Source organism: Candidatus Magnetominusculus xianensis (assembly GCA_001541255.1).
GTDB lineage: Bacteria > Nitrospirota > Thermodesulfovibrionia > Thermodesulfovibrionales > Magnetobacteriaceae > Magnetominusculus > Magnetominusculus xianensis.
Genome location: LNQR01000102.1, coordinates 1 through 21,470, shown reverse-complemented (window position 1 = coordinate 21,470; position 21,470 = coordinate 1). Strand labels below are relative to the sequence as shown.

21 protein-coding genes and 1 pseudogene are annotated in these 21,470 nt (G+C 44.8%); 5 read left to right on the top strand and 17 right to left on the bottom strand.

Going from position 1 to position 21,470, the window contains the following annotated elements; genetic code table 11:
* Nucleotides 1-66 precede the first annotated feature (66 nt).
* From ASN18_RS13465 to ASN18_RS17615, 3 genes are all read left to right on the top strand, one after another.
* On the top strand, nucleotides 67-459 hold the full coding sequence (locus ASN18_RS13465; protein ID WP_085053303.1) for a hypothetical protein: 393 nt from the start codon (nucleotides 67-69) through the stop codon (nucleotides 457-459).
* A gap of 154 nt (nucleotides 460-613) precedes the next feature.
* Nucleotides 614-847, top strand: a complete 234-nt coding sequence (locus ASN18_RS13460; RefSeq protein ID WP_085053302.1) for a type II toxin-antitoxin system Phd/YefM family antitoxin — start codon at nucleotides 614-616, stop codon at nucleotides 845-847.
* Nucleotides 848-944: 97 nt separating this feature from the next.
* On the top strand, nucleotides 945-1,109 hold the full coding sequence (locus tag ASN18_RS17615; protein ID WP_236861757.1) for a type II toxin-antitoxin system RelE family toxin: 165 nt from the start codon (nucleotides 945-947) through the stop codon (nucleotides 1,107-1,109).
* 63 nt (nucleotides 1,110-1,172) lie between these two features.
* Here the strand turns inward: ASN18_RS17615 and ASN18_RS13450 are convergent, their stop codons facing one another.
* From ASN18_RS13450 to ASN18_RS13405, 10 genes are all read right to left on the bottom strand, one after another.
* Nucleotides 1,173-1,679, bottom strand: coding sequence for a Uma2 family endonuclease (locus ASN18_RS13450; protein WP_085053300.1), 507 nt, complete (start codon nucleotides 1,677-1,679; stop codon nucleotides 1,173-1,175).
* 107 nt (nucleotides 1,680-1,786) lie between these two features.
* On the bottom strand, nucleotides 1,787-2,164 hold the full coding sequence (locus ASN18_RS13445) for a DUF5618 family protein (protein WP_157073002.1): 378 nt from the start codon (nucleotides 2,162-2,164) through the stop codon (nucleotides 1,787-1,789).
* A gap of 72 nt (nucleotides 2,165-2,236) precedes the next feature.
* Nucleotides 2,237-3,307 carry a UDP-N-acetylmuramate dehydrogenase gene (locus ASN18_RS13440; RefSeq protein ID WP_085053298.1) on the bottom strand — a complete coding sequence of 357 codons (1,071 nt, stop codon included), beginning with the start codon at nucleotides 3,305-3,307 and terminating at the stop codon, nucleotides 2,237-2,239.
* A 75-nt stretch (nucleotides 3,308-3,382) separates the two neighbouring features.
* Nucleotides 3,383-3,697: a HepT-like ribonuclease domain-containing protein gene (locus tag ASN18_RS13435; RefSeq protein ID WP_236861756.1), complete on the bottom strand. Its 315-nt coding sequence runs from the start codon at nucleotides 3,695-3,697 to the stop codon at nucleotides 3,383-3,385.
* 19 nt (nucleotides 3,698-3,716) lie between these two features.
* On the bottom strand, nucleotides 3,717-4,013 hold the full coding sequence (locus ASN18_RS13430) for a nucleotidyltransferase family protein (RefSeq protein ID WP_085053296.1): 297 nt from the start codon (nucleotides 4,011-4,013) through the stop codon (nucleotides 3,717-3,719).
* 100 nt (nucleotides 4,014-4,113) lie between these two features.
* Nucleotides 4,114-6,138 (bottom strand): sensor histidine kinase, encoded by a 2,025-nt coding sequence (locus ASN18_RS13425; RefSeq protein WP_236861755.1) that lies wholly within the window; start codon nucleotides 6,136-6,138, stop codon nucleotides 4,114-4,116.
* 8 nt (nucleotides 6,139-6,146) lie between these two features.
* The gene (locus ASN18_RS13420) at nucleotides 6,147-6,911 is read right to left on the bottom strand and encodes a phosphosulfolactate synthase (RefSeq protein WP_085053294.1); all 765 of its coding nucleotides are present in this window, start codon (nucleotides 6,909-6,911) and stop codon (nucleotides 6,147-6,149) included.
* A 9-nt stretch (nucleotides 6,912-6,920) separates the two neighbouring features.
* Entirely contained in the window at nucleotides 6,921-7,973 is a 1,053-nt protein-coding gene (locus ASN18_RS13415; protein ID WP_085053293.1) for an ABC transporter substrate-binding protein, read from the bottom strand.
* Complete coding sequence (locus ASN18_RS13410) at nucleotides 7,970-9,412, bottom strand: SLC13 family permease (RefSeq protein ID WP_085053292.1); 1,443 nt, start codon at nucleotides 9,410-9,412, stop codon at nucleotides 7,970-7,972. The genes ASN18_RS13415 and ASN18_RS13410 overlap by 4 nt, the downstream gene beginning before the upstream one ends.
* Before the next feature lie 20 nt (nucleotides 9,413-9,432).
* Nucleotides 9,433-11,136, bottom strand: coding sequence for a SpoIIE family protein phosphatase (locus tag ASN18_RS13405; RefSeq protein ID WP_085053291.1), 1,704 nt, complete (start codon nucleotides 11,134-11,136; stop codon nucleotides 9,433-9,435).
* 216 nt (nucleotides 11,137-11,352) lie between these two features.
* Between ASN18_RS13405 and ASN18_RS13400 the strand changes: the two genes are divergently transcribed.
* Entirely contained in the window at nucleotides 11,353-12,801 is a 1,449-nt protein-coding gene (locus ASN18_RS13400; RefSeq protein ID WP_085053290.1) for a DNA methyltransferase, read from the top strand.
* A 151-nt stretch (nucleotides 12,802-12,952) separates the two neighbouring features.
* Here ASN18_RS13400 and ASN18_RS13395 read toward each other — a convergent pair whose 3' ends face one another.
* The 5 genes from ASN18_RS13395 to ASN18_RS13375 all read right to left on the bottom strand — a co-directional run bounded on the left by ASN18_RS13395 (nucleotide 12,953) and on the right by ASN18_RS13375 (nucleotide 18,006).
* Nucleotides 12,953-13,981, bottom strand: a complete 1,029-nt coding sequence (locus tag ASN18_RS13395; protein WP_085053289.1) for a methyltransferase — start codon at nucleotides 13,979-13,981, stop codon at nucleotides 12,953-12,955.
* A gap of 254 nt (nucleotides 13,982-14,235) precedes the next feature.
* Complete coding sequence (xerC, locus tag ASN18_RS13390; RefSeq protein WP_085053288.1) at nucleotides 14,236-15,135, bottom strand: tyrosine recombinase XerC; 900 nt, start codon at nucleotides 15,133-15,135, stop codon at nucleotides 14,236-14,238.
* On the bottom strand, nucleotides 15,116-16,447 hold the full coding sequence (gene trmFO / locus ASN18_RS13385; RefSeq protein WP_085053287.1) for a methylenetetrahydrofolate--tRNA-(uracil(54)-C(5))-methyltransferase (FADH(2)-oxidizing) TrmFO: 1,332 nt from the start codon (nucleotides 16,445-16,447) through the stop codon (nucleotides 15,116-15,118). Before trmFO ends, xerC begins: the two co-directional genes overlap by 20 nt.
* A 72-nt stretch (nucleotides 16,448-16,519) precedes the next feature.
* Entirely contained in the window at nucleotides 16,520-17,707 is a 1,188-nt protein-coding gene (trpB, locus tag ASN18_RS13380; RefSeq protein WP_085053286.1) for a tryptophan synthase subunit beta, read from the bottom strand.
* 23 nt (nucleotides 17,708-17,730) lie between these two features.
* Nucleotides 17,731-18,006, bottom strand: a complete 276-nt coding sequence (locus ASN18_RS13375; RefSeq protein ID WP_085053285.1) for a hypothetical protein — start codon at nucleotides 18,004-18,006, stop codon at nucleotides 17,731-17,733.
* Nucleotides 18,007-18,137: 131 nt separating this feature from the next.
* On the opposite strand from ASN18_RS13375, the gene ASN18_RS13370 reads away from it, so the two are divergent.
* Nucleotides 18,138-19,829 carry a phospho-sugar mutase gene (locus ASN18_RS13370; protein ID WP_085053284.1) on the top strand — a complete coding sequence of 564 codons (1,692 nt, stop codon included), beginning with the start codon at nucleotides 18,138-18,140 and terminating at the stop codon, nucleotides 19,827-19,829.
* Between the two features lie 21 nt (nucleotides 19,830-19,850).
* On the opposite strand, the gene ASN18_RS13365 is transcribed toward ASN18_RS13370, so the two are convergent.
* Together ASN18_RS13365 and ASN18_RS17610 are read right to left on the bottom strand one after the other, a co-directional pair.
* Nucleotides 19,851-21,020 (bottom strand): BaiN/RdsA family NAD(P)/FAD-dependent oxidoreductase, encoded by a 1,170-nt coding sequence (locus ASN18_RS13365; protein ID WP_085053283.1) that lies wholly within the window; start codon nucleotides 21,018-21,020, stop codon nucleotides 19,851-19,853.
* A gap of 140 nt (nucleotides 21,021-21,160) precedes the next feature.
* Nucleotides 21,161-21,470, bottom strand: a pseudogene (locus ASN18_RS17610) (hypothetical protein); the annotation flags it as partial.

The window sequence follows — 21,470 nt, the reverse complement described above, 5'->3', positions numbered from 1 at the left end:
CCTTTGGGGGCTGGACTATGAAAAATATAAGGACTTGCTGTAACATAAAAAGGACAATTTTTTGTCTTGACAAACGGGTCCACTATAGAGAGTAAACGCCTCAAGCCCGAAACTCCACCTGATTATGACGAGTATCATATTGCCTTCTCTTTTCGTCATATGGCTCAAGTCCGTGATTTTTCCTTAAGTAGCTGCAGCAAAAACGAAAAAGCGTCTGTTGCCGACAAGCTATATATGCTTGGACAAACAACATGGAAGCAAATCCATAGAGAACCGAAAGAAAAACTTGGTTGTGAGATGATTCCGGTCAGCCAATTGAAGGCGAAACTACCTTCTTGCATTGAGGAAATAACAAAAGTCATGGTTTTCCGATTCTCAGAAAAAGGACGTTTGGCAGGCGATAGGGAACGTGATATATTCAACATTATTTTTGTAGCACCAAACCATGACTTATACTAAAATATTTGAGTTATAAGGACTTCCTTCCCTATGACCGTAAACCCTGCTAATGCCAATCATAGTGCTTTTGACCGGTTTTGGATGTGGTTGTCAAGACAAGAGTTGACTATTTTAATCAAATTGGTTATTATAATTAAAAACGGAGGGTTATAGTATGGTTGTAAAAGCAACGGCAGTTAAAACACACTTTGGTAAATATCTCGAGGATTCTATTAAAGACCCTGTAACCATAGAGAAGTCTGGTAGAAAGGTAGCCGTCTTATTATCTATAGAGGAATACGAAAGATTAACCACCATTGAAGATAGCTACTGGGCTGAAAAAGCAGCCGAGGCAGAAAAGGAAGGATACTTAACCCATGAAGAATCTATGGCAGCACTAAGACCTTAACGTGCTAACCCTCCATATAACAAGGCAGGTTAGGAGCTTCCTTAGAACCCTCGACTCTAAACAATATGCTCAAATAACGAGGAAAATCCTTGCTCTATTGGATACCGGCACAGCCAATGACTCTAATAAATTAAAGGGCTATGACTACTCAAGGGTGGATGCAGGCGAATACCGCATAATCTACAAAGTAGAGAATAATTGTGTTTATGTACAGCTTATAGGTAAGCGCAACGATGGCGAAATCTATAAATCCTTAAAGTAGGCTGACCTCCAGTTTCAATTTGACTTTTGAAACTGGATAGATTAAGGCCGAATTGGATAAGGGTTAATTGAAGATGTCCTTGATATTGACTTGCAAACCTTCGATGACCTTAGACTCAACTGTACCTTCAATTTCGGCAAAAGAGTGTATTTCGTACTTTTCGTTTTCCAGCGTTAGAATTTCAATAGTCAAAAACTCAGGTAATACCATCCAATACTCAGGTACTTTGTACCTTTCGTAGATATCCCTCTTGACCTCGGTATCCCTATTATATGTGCCAGGAGATATTATCTCACAAACCATATCAGGCACACCTCTGATCCAGTCTTGTGCTATATTCATGTGTTCTTTCTTTATAAATAATATGTCAGGTTGAAGTCTATTGAAGCCTTCCTCGAAGATAATATCGAGAGGTGAAAAATATGTATACCCTAAACCTGTCCGTTCTACAAACCTGTCTATTTTTCTAAACAGATTGACCGCAATATTCTGATGTCTGAAAAACGGACTAGGACCCATAACTTCCTCTCCATCGATGATTTCCGTTAAGTCTAAATCTCTGGCTTGCATATATAGGGATTATATCATTTGTGTCGAGGGCTTGTCTATTATGATGTTTAAAACTGTGTCCTCTGATAATTGCCCACCCTCTGATAATTACCCAGATGAGATGTCGTTTAGGATAATCTTTCGATAAAATCTTTTGCCGTATTAATAGCACCTTTAACCGTACTAACGCTATGAAGCATACCCCTGTAGTAACCTGCGATGTGCAGCTCATCATAGATATCTTCAAATTGTCTGAGAAGCTTGCCGTTATGTTGTGAGGCAAAGCTTTTGATGGATTTTCTGTATTCCTCAACTTTTTTGGGTAGCTTCTTTTTCTCTAGGCCATGCAGCAAGAGATATGTATCTATTGCCTTTAAAACACCGAGATAAGCAATCCCACATGCGCTCTTTACGTATTTATCGTCAGTGTACAGATTATCCTCTATAGGAGACTTCTTTAAGGTTTCCTTAGCGTTTTCAATATATCGCATCGCTTCTTGCGGCATTGATTTATTATAACACGGCGGGTTGAGCAATTGATATGCTCTTATCGCTTAAGGTTATTTCTAAGAGGAAGTTTATTGCAGTATTTGAACTTCCCTGTCAAGAGTTACCTTATAGCGTTCATAAACCGTATCCTCAATCAGTTTTGCAAAGTCTATGACCTCGGTAAATGTTGCATCGTCATAGTTAACAATTGCAAGCGTATGATTTGGGGCAAGTCCAACCCGTCCTTTTCTGAAGCCCTTACCGAAACAATTATCAATGAGAAAAGCGGCTGAGAGTTTTACCTCAGAGTCCGCCCCAGAGTCCGCCCCAGGGTTCGATTGAGGCCAATACCAGTTTCTATTTTGTGCAGCGCCATCTAAGACCCCCATTATCTCATCAAAATGACCGGCTGATATAACAGGGTTTTTATAAAATGACCCGGCGCACTTAAACCGGCGATAACCTTCCAGTTGCAGCATTCCCTTGTGTTCTCTGATTTTCAGTACTGCCGTCCTGACATCTTGCAAGGTTATATCGGCGTCCTTCTGAAAATATGTCTCCAAATCATGATACTTGACAGATGGTTTACCAGCACGCTCTAAAGCAAATCTAACCGATGTAATTATATACCTGCCAAACGCTTCTGAATTAAACAAACTTTTTCTGTAGGAAAATTTACATTGGGCATTACTAAATCTGACAATATTTCCATCAGCAGTATCAACTGCAATGACCTCATCAATCAAACCCTCCACCGACTGCCCGTATGCGCCGATGTTCTGAACCGGTGAGCCGCCCACTGTCCCAGGGATTCCTGAGAGACACTCTACCCCAAACAGATTCTCACTGACACATTCACTAACAAATCTATCCCAAACAACACCTGCTCCACAGGTCTTATAAACAGTCTCTCCATCTGTGGAAGTATCTGATTCAGTGTTTGCAATATGAATTATCAGGCCGTCGTAGCCTCTGTCACTGACTAAGAGATTACTGCCGCCGCCTAAGACATAAAATGGTACACCTTGGCGTCTTGCAAACTCAACAGATTCATAAACGCTGCCGCTGTCCTCCGTCTTTACATAAAACCTCGCAGGTCCCCCTATGTTAAATGTTGTAAGCTCTGACAGAGGATAGTTTTCTAATATATTTAAATTCATAGTAGATTAAGATAACAATTAAAGAGGTAATTTTGCAAACCTGTTGCTGTGGTATCAAGACCACCCATTATCAAATTACGGTGTTAAATGGAGTTCGTGGTCAATGGCGATGCTTAAGGGCGGCAACGCGATATTTACTGTATCCCAAACATGACGAGATGACACATCTTCATAGTCATGGCGATATATGTTACCAGCTCCGGCCATTTGTCGCCATGCAATATAAGGGTGCCTTTCTTTGATAGAATCAGGCAACCGACGCGATGCTTCAGATATTATTTCAAGACAACGAGTAACAGCATATATTATTCGCAGGTCTTTACTAAAAGACTCGTAATCCAATCCTTTGGTGAAATCAACAGCAAGATCAATATGATAGCGGATGTCCATGAGAGCAGCACGAATGGAATTAAAAGGCATAGCGTGTTTCAGTAGTTACATTAGTGCGTACATATGGTTTAAGAGCATCGCGATTAACAACATCTACTCGGCATTGAAATAAACCAGCGATATATTCTTTAAGGTCAACATAGTCAAAGATGGTTATATGACTTTCAGAGTCAAACTCAAGCAATATATCGATGTCGCTATCTGCGTGGTTGTCTCCGCGCGCAACTGACCCAAACAGAGCCACATGCCTAATGCCGCGCGCCCGTAAAAAAGCCTCGTTTTCCCTTAGCCTGATAAGAACTTCCTGACTGTTCATGAATTTATTATACCTTGCACTGCACCATCTTGACAACCTTCGTTGTCGAAGGGTAATGACTAAACTGCTGTTACCCTGTAATCTGTGAATTTAAAAATGGTCACGTTACTGGTATTGTAACGCTGAACGTAGTGCCCTCTCCAACTACGCTTTCACACTTAATATTACCTTTGAAGGTCTGCGTTATTAGATTGTACAGTATGTGCAGCCCTAGTCCGGTGCCACCGCCTGCCCTGTTTGTCGTAAAAAACGGATTAAATATCTTGCCCAGATTCTCCTCTGGTATCCCCTTGCCGTTGTCGCTGTATTTTATCAACAAAGAATCTCCGGTTTTTGCTATCTCTATGGTAATGATTCCCCTGTCTTTATCGCCAAAGGCGTGCATGAGGGAGTTTATCACAAAATTTGTTATAATTTGAGCAATTGCGCCGGGGTAGCTGTTTATCTCCAAATCCGCCGCGCACTCAAGCCTTACCTCACACGCGGTTTGTTTTAACTTTGGACTGAGACTTGTTATCACCTTCTCTATGTAATCCCTGACTTTAAACACACGCATTTCATGCGAGGTCTGGTCGGCTGAGACCATCTTGAAACTCTTGACCAGTTCGCTGGTTCGCTCAAGATTGGTCAGAATCAACTCACTGGATTTTGTGGCGTGCGTAAAATATGTGAAAAGCTCATCCTTCTTTGCGGTCTTATTGTTAATAGCGGCAGAGAGTTTGCTTGTCACGTCCTGCAGGTGAGACGCCGTGGTTACGGCTATCCCAATAGGGGTATTTATCTCATGCGCCACGCCTGCCACTAGTCCGCCGAGGGCTGCCATTTTCTCCGCCTCTACCAATTGACTCTGGCTCTGGCGCAAGGATTCCTCCACTTGTTTACGCTTTGCTATATCTTCCTGAAGCTGCTGGTTTGTAGTATTGAGTTCGTTTGTGCGGGCACTGACGAGTTCTTCTAGATGATTCTGATATTTTATCAATTCATTCTGGGCCTTTATTCTCTGGATGATGTTAAAGAGCAGGATAACGATGAATATAACCAGACCTGTCATAACCGCGGCAACACCCCAGATAATGTGTTTGTATTTGTAATAGAATGTCTCAGGCTTGTTTATGACAGTGGCCCCGGGCGGCAGGGCATGTATATCTATTTTAAATCTCTGGAGCGCGTTATAGTCGAACATAAATTCATTCGGGCTTTTCATAACTACGGGAATATCGCCGGGCTTCTCGCCGTTTAAAACTCTAAGGGCAAGCCTGGCGGCCTTCTCCCCCTGATAAAAACTGTTTTTTAACATGCCACCAACTATCCCGTAGCCCAGCATGTAGTCCACTGCCCCGTACATGGGGACATTCGCCGCACTGGCTATTTGAGGAATCGCCTCAGACGGCGTGTATAGTTCACCGCTTTTGTCTTTAAAAAAAGATAAGTAAAACACGGCGCTATTTTCGGGATTAAGGTGACTGACGGCGTCCATAACCTCCTTGAGTGTAGAGTTATCTAAGAAGGTAAAATTCACCGAACTACTGTAGCCGGAGGTCTTGTCTATGAATTCTTTTTGTAATAACGCCCCTGTGGTCATCCTGTCGTTTACCACTGTGAATGACTTTAGTTTAGGGTTCAGTTTCAGGGCAATATCAATCGTAGATTTAAAGTCGGCCTCTTCATTGACCCCCGTAAAATAATCGTATCCCGCAGTTTGAGAGCCATTAAAATTATTAATCCCACAAAAAACTGCCGGTACGCCGGGGAAAAGTTCTTCATGGTATTCTTTTACAAAGTCCAGCGCGTCGTCATCTGTTGCAATGATTACATCGAATCTGATTCGCTCATACTTGTACTTATATATTTCTTTCAACAGGGTCCTGTATTTATCGTCGTTTGCTACTTTTGAATCCATGTACTCGGTATGAATGGCGATGCCGCCCTGATTTCCAATAACGGACTCTATCCCTTTTACCTCGTTATTTGTCCATGAGTAGCCGTAGTTATAGGAGTTGATAATCAGGACATGTTTTTCCTGCTTGCCGGAGGCATCAGGACAGAACACGCTCACATGCAGCAGGATTACTAAGACGATAAACAGGCTTCTCAGCCCGGCACGCCATATATTATGCTTTGGCACACGGTCTATCATGCCAGGGTATTGAAAAATGTCTCCGACCTCAGCCCCTGTCTTAACGACTCGACAATCAGTATCTCGTTCGGGACAATGTTGCCAAGATTTACATTAGCACCGAATCTGTTGATAAAATAGCTCTGGTTTACGTGTCTGGGCGCCTCGAAAATTAAATCCTTACTGTCATATGATTCCACTATTGCATCAAAAATATTCAGCCTCAGCGTGCCATCCTCCTGAAATATTCCACCAGTACCAGTAGCCCTGGCCTCTATTATAACATAAGCACAACCCGCGTCTTTAAGCCTCTTTATTTCGTCTATCCACTGAGTATCTGTCATTAAATCAGCCGCCTTTGGAGATTTGGAGCCAACCTCACCTACTACTGTGAAGTGTCTGTATTTTTCACGCACAGACCCTATTATCTCTATACGGTGATTTATATCAATAGAAAGCGTCCCTGCTGAGACTTCAATCCAATCAACCCCAAAAGATACAAGATAATCGCAATACCTATCAATAGAAGTTTGGTTGAAAAACTTCTCGAACAGTGTGCCTCCGAAACAGACTTCAATGCCAAAGTCCTTATAGAGCTTCACCTTCTCTTTGAGAAATGGCACGATATAGGCTGAACCAATCCCAAACTTTGCAATATCAATAAACTGATTATAGTCTTTAAGGTATCCCTCCAGATAGCCCAGCGGAAGGCCCAAATCCATTATAGCGGTAATACCGTGTTTCCTCGGCTTTTGTATTCTTGCAGGTAATTTTAGCGACATAAGTCCTCCTTAGTTTTTATAATTATCTGTAGACCGTGCAAATACCTCATACACCTCAGGAAGCTCTATTCCCTTTGCCAAGAGCATACCCTTACGCATGGCAACAATAAACTGCTTGTTAAGGCGAATTGGAATATCACGCGGTGATATATGCTTGTCGATAATATCTACTGCCATAGAAGCGGCAGTCTCACCCTGTTCAAACGGCGACACCCCTACAGATAACATGCACCCGTCCTCAACATTAAAGAGGTTAAGGCCCAGTACGGGAACTTTAGAGTTTGAGTTCGTCCACTCTACCACCTCGTTTGGATGGACCAGCTCATCTTGTCCAGTCCCTGTTGAACGTTTAAGCGTCCTGTAGTTGGCTACCAATATATAGTCGGCCCTGGCGCTGTCCTCTGTTATGAATTTTTTCCACTGTGTAAAATCTCTGGCAACATATGAGCCAAGGTATTCAAACGGGGTCCAGTCGAAGGCGTCGATGTATTTTTTATCTATCGCAAGCGATGTAGAGTTGTCGGCTATATACATTATTTTAACATTTCCTGCAGCCACATGCCTTTTTGCGGACTTTTCAATAGTGTCAATGGTCTCTTTCATTGCCTTATACTGCTTGTGCTCAAGGATACCTGTTACATTTGCTGCCCCTTCGTAACCATAAGGGGAGTATTCTCCGTTTAATCCGGCAAATACAATGTTTATTTTCGGATTGTTTACATAATATCTTCCAACCAGTTCCGAGGCATCGTCATCTACGAGAATCAACACATCGGGCTGCCATCTTTGCACTGCCTCACGAGCCTGAATGCCTGCCTTTCGCTTGAAGGCCGGTGATGTATGGTTTTTAACATCCATATAATGCCACTTAACGGAATAGTTCGGATGTTTCTTTAAAACCCGCTGCAGTCCTACCGTTATATCCCTGCACCAGGCATAGTCAGGGTCATAGCTGTGAATTACCAGTATTATTGGCTTTGTTATGCTGCTGAAAAGTACCACAGCAGCAGATAATATCAAGAAAATGACGATAAGCACATTTATTACCGCTTTTCTTCTCACAGGACTCCTATCATGGTCCAGAACGGAATCGACAAGTAAATGGCTGCAACTTTGACAAAAAACAGTAACAAGTTTACTACGCTGACACTGCGTTCCTGCTGATTGACGACTGCTTTGGTGGCATTTCTGAAATTTGACAAATATGGGGCCTGAAACGGGAAGACCGCAGTCTCGGCAAAAAACAGAATGAGAAATCCCGTAAGCCACGTACTGATTCCACTTGCCTTTGCCAGGGGCAAGAGTGTTGCGGCAAAAATCAAGACCACTGCATTCATAGGTATTATTATTCTTACGACAAATATGGTTAAAGCAATCAGGACAATAAACTGACGAAAATCAGAGTGCATATAATTTGCTAGCCAGCCAAGATTCTTAACCACTATCAGGTCAATCTTCAGATAGTTCATTGTGTTGACAAGCCCTATCATGCTCCCAAGAAGAAACAAAAATGACCAGTCTATTTTAGTCCTGAAATCGTTGGGGTTGAGCACTCCGACAAACAGCAGGGCAAACATAATTGCAAATGCAACCCAAGTAACGCTAATTTTTGTAATTGTCGCGGCGAACATGCCAGCGGCGAGGACTACTATACCAAACACCGCTATCCATTCGACAACTTTAAGCCGCCCCATCTTTACTAGTTCATCATTTATGAAATCCTTGTTCACGTTCAGTTTGTGAAAAGAGCGTAAATAGAGCGCAAGGATTATAAAAAACGATATAAGCATCGTGCCCGAAACCACTAATGAGGCATATGACCACTTGATAAATTGAAAGGACTGCTGCTCCTGCAATGGAAGCATCCCATAAACTATCAGATTTAACGGTGTGCTGCTTAGAAATGACGCCGAAAGGAGGGTAATACCTATTAGACTGCTTGCAAACAACGCAGTCTTTGAGCGTGCCATCGTCCTTTCGTCAAGATCGAGGCCGTTGTACGAGTGTGTAACTATCTCATTTAGCACGGGGGCTACGATTGCCGCCCTGCCGGATATAACCGGCACGAGGGGCGTAAATATAAGCCCTGTAAAGAATAAACTTATCTGATACCAAAACGTGTTTGGAGGCATTATCTTTAACATCATCAACGAATACCTATGGCTCAGACCAGAAGTTACGATTACTGTCCCAAGCCCGAGTACGCTGACGGCAAGAAAAAACCCTTCAGATGCAAAACCCGAGAGTATTACCTCGTTTGGGGCAAGGCTGAAAAGAATGAACATTAAAGTAGAAAACAGTCCTGGAACAAAATCCGGCAATATCTCCGTTATCCACATAACCAACGTCACTGATACAACGGCGGCAAAGATTGAACTTTCCCTGTTAAACCCCGCCTTCTGCGTGTACAAATATACGGCCACCGGCACAATATTCGTCAGCAGCCAACCCGTGTACTCTCTCCATGAAACCGTTGTTTTTCCACTTACCTGTTGTTCCATGTTGGATGGAGAATGAACCGTTACCTCTTCCAGTTAAAACATAAGATAGTAATATCATCGGACTGCTCCGCGCCTGCTGTGAATTGACCCAATCTGCTAACAACATTTTCTACGATTTCCTTAGATGACCTGCCGCGGTTTTCCCTAAGAAGTTCTATCAGCCTGTCCTCGTTGAAGAGCCTGTCCTGTGCGTCCATGGCCTCGGTGACACCGTCGGTAAAGAGAAATATGGTATCTCCGCTGGAGAATGTTAACTCATCGGCTGTGAAGCGCTGCTGGTCCATCAGCCCAAGTGGTATGGCAGATGCCTCATCAAGAGGTTTTACCTCGCCTGAGCTGTAAATCATGTACGGGGGGTTATGTCCGCCGTTGCTGAATGTGCATATGCCTGTAGCAGTATCTATAATCCCAAGAAAGACCGTTACGAACATGGACTTTTCGTTATCTTTGCACAAGTCAGCGTTGACTATTTGGAGGATTTCGCCGGGGTCGGTATAGACCCTGGCTATGACCCTGAGAAGCGTCTTTGTAACAGCCATGAAGAAGGCCGCAGGTACTCCTTTATCTGCCACATCACCAACAACAAAGCACAGGCGTGTATCATCAATAAAAAAGAAATCATAGAGATCTCCGCCAACCTCTTTGGCCGGGCGCATGAAGGCATAGATGTCAATCCCGGAGGCTGAGGTGTCGGAGAAGTTTACGGGCAGCATCCCCGCCTGAATATCCTTGGCCAGCTTCATGGATTCCTCTATCTTGTGTTTCTCTATGTTTTCAAACGCCATGGAGATGTTGTTGCAGAATATTTCAATCATATTTCTGTCTATCTCGTTGAGTTCCCTGTGGCTGTTGATATAGACCATGTTGTAGTGACTTGGTTTATTCCTGAAATACACGGCGCATGAGTTTCCAGCGAATATGCTCTTCTTTTGTGCCTCAGCGCTGAGGAGCATATCAAACTCCCCGGGCTTAAACACCTCGCTTGCGAGCCTTCCGTTGTGCTGTCCATAGGCACCAGTCCCCTTGACAATCGTGATGTTCCCTGTGGCGCTGCCAACAAGAAAGGATGAGTCCAGATGATATACAGAGTTCTCATCAAGCCTCAGGAGCGAGGCCAGTTGAGTCAGAATGCCTGAGATAAAGTCCTCCATCGACTTGACTTCAAACAGGGATGGGAAGGCTACAATAATCTGTTCCAGCCCCCGCTTGGTACCGTTGATAGTAACGAGATTCCTGTAATCACGCAAGGTGGAGATAATCGCCGTAAATAGTTTCTGTTTAGTGAGTTCATTTTTTGACTTATAGTCGTTGATTTCGTACTGCATGATTACTTTGTCTTCCGGTGCCTGCCCTGGCTGGCCGGTTCTCAGGATGATGCGAACGAGATTGTTGTTTAGCGTATCACGAATATATTTTACGACCTGAAGGCCGGCGTCGTCTGTCTCCATGACGACATCCAGCAATATGACGCAGCAGTCGGGATTGTCTTCGATAAGTGTCTTAGCCTCTGCCCCAGTGTATGCCTGTAAAAAAGTAATTCCCTTGTTATCGAAGACTACATCCATCAGGCTCAGGATAGTTGCGTCATGCACGCCCGGCTCATCGTCAACTATCATGACCTTCCACTTGTCCTTGCTTACTACGGCAGTGACGTCACCTTCTGTGTCATCTGCAAATAAATCATCAAGGTCGTCAATAGGCGGCAGCACAGAAGCGTCCATCATATCCTGTACGCTGCACACACACTGTTTACCAATATATCATGCGGCATTTCCCAACTCCTCGAGCAGTTTTTTATTGACATTGGAGTATACCACACTGACGGTATACCCGGCAACCAGGGCAAACGCATTTGAAAAATTCGATTGTAATTCTCAAATGCGTTTGCCTTGTGTGGGGGATATTGAGGAAAGATTGTCTCTTATGCCATAATAAAACCCATGAATAGTCTTTTTTATGGCGATAATTTGTATGTCTTAAGAGAACATATCCCTGATGTTTCTGTTGACCTGATTTATCTTGACCCGCCATTTAATTCTAAGGCTGATTATAATATATTATTCAAAGAGCAGACGGGGGAATCGTCAGGGGCGCAAATCACAGCGTTTGAGGATACGTGGCACTGGAACGAGGAAGCAGGGCGGACTTTTCAGAATATTGTGGACACATCACCGGCCAGTGTTGTAGAGATGATGACCGCGTTTAAACGATTTGTCGGACTCAACGATATGATGGCGTATCTTACTATGATGTGTGTGCGGCTGGTTGAGCTTAGACGGGTATTAAAAAATACAGGTTCTATCTATCTTCACTGCGACCCTACAGCAAGCCATTATCTAAAAATACTCATGGATGCGATATTCGGTAAAAAAAACTTTAGGAATGAGATTGTATGGTGTTATCGGGGAGCAGGCTATCCTAAAAAAGATTTTGGCAGACGACATGACATAATATTCCGCTATTGCAAGTCTTCAGACTATATTTTTAATCTTGATGATGTGAGAGAGGAATATGCTGAAGCAACAAAGGAAAGGTTTAAACATTATATCGGCAATATCAGAAATGGAAAAGATTTTGGAACTCAATCTTTGAATCCTCTCGGAAAACAACCTGATGATTGGTGGCAAATTCAACCAATTGCGCCATCATCAGGAGAAAGGCTTGGTTATCCTACTCAAAAACCGGAAGTGCTGCTGGAAAAAATAATACTGGCATCATCAAACGCGGATGATACAGTTCTTGACCCCTTCTGTGGCTGTGGGACAACTATAACGGCCGCCCAAAAATTAAAACGTCAATGGATAGGCATAGATATAACACATCTTGCCACTAACCTTATCAAAAAACGATTAAAAGATATGTTTGATCTTGAACCTAAAAAAGATTATCTTGTCATTGGAGAGCCAGAGGACTTGACTGGTGCAGAAGAGCTTGCGAATCAAAACCGTTATCAATTTCAGTGGTGGGCGCTGTCTCTTATCAATGCCCGTCCGTATGGAGATAAGAAAAAAGGTAAAGATACCGGTATTGACGGATATATCTATTTCAATGAAGATATGGGCAAAGTAGCCAAGTGCATTGTGTCTGTTAAGAGCGGCAATGTTAGTGTCAAGGATATTCGGGACTTGGGACATGTGATGGATAGAGAACAAGCGGAACTGGGAATATTCATAACATTAAAAGAGCCTACACGGGATATGAATAAAGAAGCGGCTGGAAAGGGATTGTACCGGTTTACTCTCTTAAACAAAGATTATGCGCGAATCCAGATATTAACGATTGAAGATTTATTCAACGGCAAGAAGCCTGACATTCCATCAATTTATCAGATTTCTACATACAAAAAAGCTGAGGCTGTTGACCATACAGACGAGCGGTTAGATTTCTAAGAAAAAAAATTCAAACTTAGATACTGTCAGCAAGAACCTGAAACAGAAGGAAATAACAGGAACAGTTTGAATCCCCCTGTTTCGTTTTATTATGATTGGGGCAAGAGTTGGGACACAAGTTCAGCCCCCGCCATACGCTCCGCACAATATCTCATTTAACGGCTGTGATAATTGTAACCGAGCCCTCTTCGATTTGAATTCCAATATGCCTGAATCCGGCTGCACCTAACCACGCCTGATAGTCCTCGAATAAGAAAGTGTCTCCATCAGATGTATGTAAAAGCATGTTGAGAGAAAACATTAATGGAAAAGCCTTTTCAGAGCGCTCTGCATCTGGCACCATCTCAGGGATGATGACCTTGCCGCCGGGCTTAAGACAGCGGTATATCTTTTTCAATAATTCTTTAGTATGTACCTCTCCCTCCGAATGACAAATATGCCCAAGCAGGGCAATATCATAAGTATCTGCACCAAAATTCAATTCGCGAATATTGCCAGCCAAATAACTGTATTGAGATGCCACGTTGAAGCGCTCTACATATCCCTTTGTCACTTCCAGTACCTCGGGAAAATCAACAGCGGTAACGGTAATACTCTTGTCTTTCTGTGCGAAAGGTATGCTCCACGGGGCTGCGCCAGCCGCTACATCCACAATCTTCAGTTCACCGGCTGCACCAATCACATCGGCAAGCCTGCACGCAATGCCGTAAGAAAGAGGAAAGATTCGCGCGACCAGCTTTTTGAAAAACTCAGGGCCTTTCTGTGGCGTGTCAATCATATCAGTCGGCATACCAGTCGGCATGTCAGCCAGATTACCCGTCCTGACTACCTCTGTCAGACGCCCCCATGTATTCCACAAATCGGTCACATGTCCTGTCAGTATTCCAAGGTATGATGGTGAGTTATCCACCAGATAAGCAGTAGCAACCGGTGTCAATTCATAGGTATCCTTGTCCGGCTTTTGCAGAAACATCAACCCCGCAAGCGCATTGAGCAGACGCCCCATAGCGCCTGGATTTGCGCCTGATGCACGGGCAATCTCATCAGCGGTCTTGCGTCCTTCAGAGATATGCGTAAACACATCGAAATCCACACCAGTGCGTAATATGCTTGACGTCCAAAAAGCGAATACGGTACCCAGTACCGGTTCAGGGCTTACGACCTCATCCTGTTGAGCCATTTATAAACCTCCTTGCTGTTGAAATATTTAAAGTTTATTTTCATCAATTCCACTTATTTTCATAAGGTGTTTTTGTAAACCTGTTTTGAGAGGCTTACGTCCATAGCACTGGAACTGAAATGCGTGTACTAAAACCCTCTTAAATGTATCAATATTATGATACTACTTGCCGCGCTCATTGCGAAATTTATTTTCCCGGCCCCCCTTATACAAAGCCTTCTTTCATTGAGAATTGTTGCGCTAATGCAGCATATTTAAGCCTCCGCCAGCGGGTGGCATTTTTCGTAAACGTCCATGAGGTGCTGAATATCGAGGTGTGTATACTTTTGCGTAGTAGACAGTGATGCGTGCCCTAGTAGTTCCTGGATTACACGCAGGTCCGCCCCGGAGTGCAGCAGGTGTGTGGCAAACGTATGGCGCAGCGTATGCGGGCCGACAGCGCCTTCAACACCCGTCATACGGGCAAACTTTACCACGATTCTGCGTATGTATCGGTCACTGAGGCGCTCACCTGATGTGTTTATAAACAGTGCTGCGGGGTCTTTTGATATTCTGGGGCGCGCTGAGTCTTCTTTAACCAGCAGCCGCTCAACAAGATATGTCTTCAGCGCCCCCAGTGCATATGAACCGATTGGTACAATACGCTCTTTTTTCCCCTTGCCGCGAACTTTTACCATTGCTTGTTTAAGATTTATTGATTCCATATCTGCACCGGCAAGTTCGCTTACACGCAGGCCGCTTGAATAGAACAGCTCCAGTATAGCCTTATTGCGCGCAGCGGTAAAGCCTATCCCCTCGGCCTTTTCCATCATTGTAAAGACGTCGTCCTTGCTCAAAAAATTCGGCAGATGTTTTGGAACCTTCGGCGAAGGAACCAGACGCGTGGGATTTGCCGTAACTGCCCCTATGCTTGCAAGATAATTAAAAAAGGCCTTCACCGTTGACAGCCTTCTCATTACTGATGACTTTGCAAGCCCCTGTTTTGACTGCGCGGCCACAAATCCCCTGATGTCATACAGGTCTACAGAGGCAGGGTCTTTTTTAACGAAGGCAGCAAACTCATCGAGGTCTTTTTTATATGCCCTGAGTGTATGCGGGGAGGCATTTTTTTCGACCTCCATGTATCTGTAAAAATTATCTATTTGACGCAGCAACAAACGTCTCCCAGTCGGCCAATGCACGCGCTGCAACTGCCTGTCTCTTTTTTGCCTTGTCCCTGACTGGCACGGAAAGAGGAGGCAGAAGGCCAAAGTTTATGTTTGACGGTTGAAATGTTGATGGTCGGGCTGCAATAGAGCCTGTGATATGCTCAATCAGAGAGCCGCACGCAGTATAGCGCGAGGGCAGCGTCTCATCAAGCCCCCTTAGTTTGCGTGCTGCATAGATGCCGGCAAGAAGCCCCATAGCCGTTGACTCCAGATAACCCTCAACGCCCGTAATCTGCCCGGCTATGTAAATGTGTGGCATAGATTTAAGCGTCAAGTCCTTGTTCAGATGTCTTGGCGAATCTATATACGTGTTTCTGTGAATACTGCCGTATCGTAAGAACTCTGCCTTTTCAAGGCCGGGGACAAGCCTGAATACGTGAGACTGTTCGGTATACTTTAGGCGGGTCTGGCAGCCGACTAAGTTATATGAGGTCTTTTCGATGTTCTCTGCCCGCAGTTGAATTACGGCATATGGCTTGAGCGTAGTTCGCGGGTCAATGAGACCAACTGGTTTCAGCGGCCCGAAGCGCAGTGTATCTTTTCCTCGCCCTGCCATTACCTCAATAGGCATACAGCCTTCAAACACCTTTTCGTCCTCAAAATTCCTCACAGTTACCTTATCGGCATTTACCAGGGAATTATAAAATAAATCATATTCTTCAGCGCTCATAGGGCAGTTCAGGTAATCATCACCAGTGCCCTTGCCGTAGCGCGAGGCAAAGAATGCCTTTTCATAGTCTATGGATTCGGCATCAATGATTGGTGAGATGGCGTCATAGAAATAGAGTGACTGCCCGCCTAACATTTTTTGCAGTTCCTCAGCCAAAGTCAACGATGTCAACGGACCAGTGGCCAAAATAACGGCAGACTTTGTATCAAACGACGAAAGAGAGGCCACCTCGTCGTAAACTATTTTTATATTTGGATGTGTCCTAATCTTAGCGGTAATGAACTCAGCAAAAAGATTCCTGTCAACTGCAAGACACCCCCCGGCAGGTACTGACGTTGCCCGTGCCGCTGCCATGATGAGAGAGCCTGCCGCCTCAAGTTCCTGCTTGATGAGGCCGTGTGCCGATTCAGGAGAGTCAGAACGCAGTGAATTTGAGCAGACTAGTTCGCCAAGTAAGCCGGTCTTATGTGCCTCGGTCATCTTCCCTGGGCGCATCTCGTAAATAGTTACAGAAGCACCAAGCTCTGCCGCCTGATACGCAGCCTCCGAGCCGCTTAACCCGCCCCCTATTACAAACACCTCAGACACAGCGGTTAGTATATAATAATTTCAGAAAATAATGCAGACCTACTTTGTAATGCGTATGCACTACAGCATAGCTCAGACTGAAGCCGATTGCATGTTTGCCACTTGCTCTACGTCTTTGTCGCCTCTGCCGGAGAGATTAACTATAACAATCGATGACTTTGGCAGCCCCGGCACTATTTTTAATGCCTCAGCTACGGCGTGTGATGACTCAAGGGCTGGTATTATTCCCTCTGTACGTGCCAGAGTTTCAAACGCGCCAAGTGCCTCTGTGTCGGTTGCATATGTATATTTAACGGCATTGATATCGTGCAGCCAGGCGTGTTCAGGACCTACTGAGGCATAGTCCAGCCCTGCAGACACCGAATGTGTGCCGAGGACATTGCCGTCGTCATCCTGAAGCAGATAACTCTTTGTGCCCTGAAGAACTCCCATTGAGCCTCCGGCAAAGCGGGCGGCATGTCTGCCTGAGTCGATTCCCTCTCCACCGGCTTCAACCCCTATGTACTTAATATTCCCGGCGCGCTTATCTGTCAAAAAGGCATGAAACAAGCCCATCGCATTGCTTCCGCCACCTACACAGGCTATAAGATAATCCGGCAGCCTGCCCTCGGCCTTCAGGATTTGCCGCTTTGCCTCTTTCCCTATTATTGATTGAAACTCCCTGACTATTGTTGGATATGGGTGTGGGCCAAAGACCGTGCCCAGGACATAATGGGTTGTAGATACGTTAGACGTCCAGTCTCTGAGTGCCTCGTTTATCGCGTCTTTCAGTGTTTGTGAGCCTGCGTGGACTTCTGTAACCCTGGCCCCAAGCAGTTTCATTCTAAAGACATTCAGGGCCTGCCTTTTTGCATCTATTGCACCCATGTAGATTTCACACTCCAGACCAAAGAGTGCCGCCGCCGTAGCTGTGGCAACGCCATGCTGCCCGGCGCCGGTCTCTGCTATCAATCTCTGTTTACCCATCTGCTTTGCCATCAGGGCCTGGCCTATGGCGTTATTTATTTTATGTGCACCGGTGTGTGCAAGGTCCTCACGTTTCAGATAAACGCGGGCACCGGACAATTGACTAGTTAGTTTCTCAGCGAAAAATAGTGGCGTAGGACGCCCAATATATTCGGCATTAAGTTTTCGTAGTTGCGTCTGAAACCCAGCATCTGCCTTAAGAGCTTTAAAGGCTGCATCCAGCTCCTCAAGCGCGGGAATCAGCGTCTCCGGCACATATCTGCCGCCGTATTTTCCAAAGTATCCTGTTTTCATGTATTGCGTGATGGCTGTCTCTGTTATTGCTGCTTCTTAAATATACTCTCTAATTGTTTGAACCCGTTTTCCATAACGCTTTTGAATTCTTCCCTGCTTTTTTTCGATGTTTTAAGGAATTCCATCAAGGCCCTTTCCGCGTCATCGTGAATTATTTTTTCATTTTTTGATATTTCAGCCAGGACTTTTTCGCTGAGTTCCTGTATTTCATATATGTTGTCCAGTGTTGCTTTAAAAGAAGATTTTATGAACTCCAGGAAACTGGCAATGTCAAGCTGCAACTTCTTTTCCTCTCCCATTTGTGCTGCCTCCTCTGTAGTGCTTAATAAATGGCGCTTAATAAATCACCTGCGGCGCTATCCCCCTTGCCCGCATTGAATATAATACCCTTAATCTATTAGAATGTCAATATTTCGATGAGGAGGTACTGATGAAAAAACTCGTTTATAACAGGGCAAAGCAGTGGGCTGCTCTGCCTGTGTTTGACGATGAGACGAGATTAGAGATTCAAAGAATTATAGACAGCGCCGACATGAACGAATTAACAGACAGGTTTTACCGGCAGCTTGAATTTGGCACGGGGGGGCTGCGCGGTGTGCTTGGCGCAGGTACAAACAGGATGAATATCTATACGGTACGCATTGCATCCTATGGATTGGCACGGTATTTGTTAAGCCTGTACAAGGACATGGGGGCTGCTGTTTGTATTGCCTTTGACTCAAGGCATAACTCAGAGTTATTTGCCAGAGAAACGGCACGCGTGTTTGCAGCCAGCGGCATTAAGTCATATCTGTTTGACGCGTTGAGGCCAGTACCTGAGTTGTCATTCTGTGTACGCTATAAAAGGGCTGCCGCTGGTGTGTGTATCACGGCCTCACACAATCCCCCAGAGTATAATGGTTACAAGGTATTTTTTGGTGATGGCGGGCAGGTCGTCCCTCCTCACGACTTAAATATTATAACAGAGGTAAATAATATTACAGATATATCAGGCATACCCGTTGCATCGTTTGAGGCTGCTTTAGAAAGTGGACTAATCGAAATCGTAGGCCATGAAATTGACGAGGCATATCTTAGCGAAATTATGGGGCAGTCTGTTCACCCTGTTAATCAGGCTATCGGCAGCATAACTATTGTCTATACTCCGCTTCATGGCACCGGCTACAGGCTCATCCCTGAGATACTCAAAAGAAAGGGGTTTCCTCACTCAAGCATCTGCCTCGTTGAAGAACAGCTAAGGCCGGATGGAAATTTCCCAACCGTTCAAGTTCCAAATCCCGAAGAAAGGGATACCTTTACAATCGCCCTGCAATACGCCGCAAGGACAGACGCCGACATAGCGCTGGCCACCGACCCCGACTGCGATAGGATAGGTGTGGCTGTAAAAGATAATAACGCCAAACATGTCCTGCTAACTGGCAACCAGATGGGGGCACTGCTTACGGATTATATTTTAACCGGCCTCTCAGAAGCCGGTAAATTGCAAAGCAGCAACTCCGCCGTTGTGAAGACTATTGTTACCACAGGTTTGATTAATGATATATGTGACGCCTATTCGGTTGAGTGCGTAGAGCTTCTGACGGGGTTTAAGTATATCGGGCATTGGATTAAGAACAACCCGGGCAGGGACTTCGTCTTTGGGGCAGAGGAGTCATATGGCTATCTGCGCGGCATATATGCACGAGACAAGGACGCCGTCCTTGCTGCAAGCCTGATTTGTGAGATGGCCTCATATTATAAATCCCGAGGGTCTTCCATTTATGAAAGACTCCAACAGATTTACACTAAATATGGCTATTACTGTGAATCCCTCGTCTCCACTACGATGAAAGGACAGGAGGGGCAGAAAAAGATTATATCAATTATGAATTCACTGAAAACGGCACCTCAAAAGCTGCTTGGCAGTCTTAAAATTCAGGAAGTCAAAGACTATAAAGACGGGATTGCAGGTCTGCCGCGCTCAAACGTACTGTCGTTTGTGTTTCATGACGGCTCTAAGGTAGTTGTCAGACCTTCGGGTACTGAACCAAAAATCAAGTGCTACTTCATGGTAAAAGGCGCATCGCAGGAAGCTGCTGAAAAAAGGAACAAAGAACTTCAGGAGGCATTTAAGCTGATATAACCACCCACCCCCCGTTTTAACTTACATGCAGCTTCCACAGGCATACCCGGATGCCCATGCCCAGTGAAGGTTATATCCGCCAAGCTGACCAGTTACGTCTATTACCTCGCCGGTAAAATACAGCCCCCTGACCTTTTTAGCCTCCATTGTCTTTGACGACAGCTCCCCTGTATCAACCCCTCCGGTAACTGCCTCTGCCCGCTTGTATCCTTCGGTCTTTGCAGGGAACAGTTTCCAGTTATGAAGCTGGGCGGCTATTTCATGTAACTCATTGTCATTGTATTGATTTACTGGCTTCATATATGAATGAACCTCACACCAGCGGCGGGCGAAGTTCTTTGGAAATATTAGAATATTGTGCAGGTCTGCCTTTTGTTTTCGTCTGCTTAAGAGAAATTCATAGGCGTCTGTCACGGGCATAAGATTTATGGAGATATAGTCCCCCGTGCGCCAGTACGAAGACGCCTGAAGTATGGGCGGGCCGCTTAATCCCCTTTGTGTAAGTAACACGCCGCCGCGAAAATCCATTTTATTGCAAGTAACTACCGCCTCTATGGATATACCAGCCAGTCCGTCATAATTTGTGCCGTCTTCAGCATTAAACACAAACGGCACAAGGGCCGAGCGCGTGGGGTTGACTTTAAGGCCAAACTGAGCGGCTATTCGATACCCAAATGGTGTGGCGCCAAGCTGTGGATATGAAATCCCTCCTGTTGCCAGACACAGCGAACTGCAATGGAAAATACCGTTACTGGTAACTATCACAAACACATCGCCGCGCTTTGCAATGTCGTGAACCTTTGTGTTGTATATTATTGTCACCTCTGCCTCTTCACACCGTCTGCGGAGCATTGATATGATTTCACCTGAGCTTCCCTTGCAGAACAACTGGCCGTGTTCTTTTTCATAATATCTGACGCCATATCTCTCAGCTAGTTGAATAAAATCATCTGGGGTAAATACGGCAAGGGCGGATTTGCAAAAGCTGGGATTTGGGGATATGTAATTATCAGCCGTTATGTTGAGATTCGTGAAGTTGCACCTGCCGCCGCCTGAGACCCGTATCTTGTTCCCCATAGTTGCAGAGCGCTCAAGGACAACCACCCGCCTGCCGCGCAACCCCGCCTCTGCTGCCGCAAACAGCCCGGAGGCCCCTGCGCCTATTATGACCGCGTCTTTAATTGTTTTCATGAGCCTCCATACAGTAATACAATCTCAAAGATAACTGTTAGGAGTTCAGTACATATAATATCGCGTAGTTAATGTGTTGTATCGTCATTATCTACCATGAATATACGTTAGAATCTCAAAATCTGACATGAAATGTCCTGCTACAGCAATGCCAGTTGGATACTTTTTTGAATCTCATCACCTTTCTTTTTATATTCATAAGCTTTTTCTTGAAATCCCTCTTTTTCCATAAGCTCCATGCTAAGGTCAGTATAAGCAAGTCCAATCGAATATTTATCATTTATTTTTCCATAAAGTTCAATAGCCTTGAACACATTTTCTATCCCCGCATCTACCTGGTTATTTCGTATTGAACAAAGTCCCATACGATAAATGCAGTTAGCCTCGCCTACAATATCCCCAACCTGCTTGAAAAGAGGCAGCGCGGTGTTGTAAGAATTCAAAGCGTCC

Coding starts and splice junctions, on each gene's coding strand:
- ASN18_RS13460 (WP_085053302.1), top strand. CDS start 614: ATGGTTGTAAAAGCAACGGCAGTTAAAACACACTTTGGTAAATATCTC.
- ASN18_RS13450 (WP_085053300.1), bottom strand. CDS start 1,679: ATGCAAGCCAGAGATTTAGACTTAACGGAAATCATCGATGGAGAGGAA.
- ASN18_RS13445 (WP_157073002.1), bottom strand. CDS start 2,164: ATGCCGCAAGAAGCGATGCGATATATTGAAAACGCTAAGGAAACCTTA.
- ASN18_RS13440 (WP_085053298.1), bottom strand. CDS start 3,307: ATGAATTTAAATATATTAGAAAACTATCCTCTGTCAGAGCTTACAACA.
- ASN18_RS13435 (WP_236861756.1), bottom strand. CDS start 3,697: ATGGACATCCGCTATCATATTGATCTTGCTGTTGATTTCACCAAAGGA.
- ASN18_RS13430 (WP_085053296.1), bottom strand. CDS start 4,013: ATGAACAGTCAGGAAGTTCTTATCAGGCTAAGGGAAAACGAGGCTTTT.
- ASN18_RS13420 (WP_085053294.1), bottom strand. CDS start 6,911: ATGTCGCTAAAATTACCTGCAAGAATACAAAAGCCGAGGAAACACGGT.
- ASN18_RS13410 (WP_085053292.1), bottom strand. CDS start 9,412: ATGGAACAACAGGTAAGTGGAAAAACAACGGTTTCATGGAGAGAGTAC.
- ASN18_RS13405 (WP_085053291.1), bottom strand. CDS start 11,136: ATGATGGACGCTTCTGTGCTGCCGCCTATTGACGACCTTGATGATTTA.
- ASN18_RS13400 (WP_085053290.1), top strand. CDS start 11,353: ATGAATAGTCTTTTTTATGGCGATAATTTGTATGTCTTAAGAGAACAT.
- ASN18_RS13395 (WP_085053289.1), bottom strand. CDS start 13,981: ATGGCTCAACAGGATGAGGTCGTAAGCCCTGAACCGGTACTGGGTACC.
- trpB (WP_085053286.1), bottom strand. CDS start 17,707: ATGAAAACAGGATACTTTGGAAAATACGGCGGCAGATATGTGCCGGAG.
- ASN18_RS13375 (WP_085053285.1), bottom strand. CDS start 18,006: ATGGGAGAGGAAAAGAAGTTGCAGCTTGACATTGCCAGTTTCCTGGAG.
- ASN18_RS13370 (WP_085053284.1), top strand. CDS start 18,138: ATGAAAAAACTCGTTTATAACAGGGCAAAGCAGTGGGCTGCTCTGCCT.
- ASN18_RS13365 (WP_085053283.1), bottom strand. CDS start 21,020: ATGAAAACAATTAAAGACGCGGTCATAATAGGCGCAGGGGCCTCCGGG.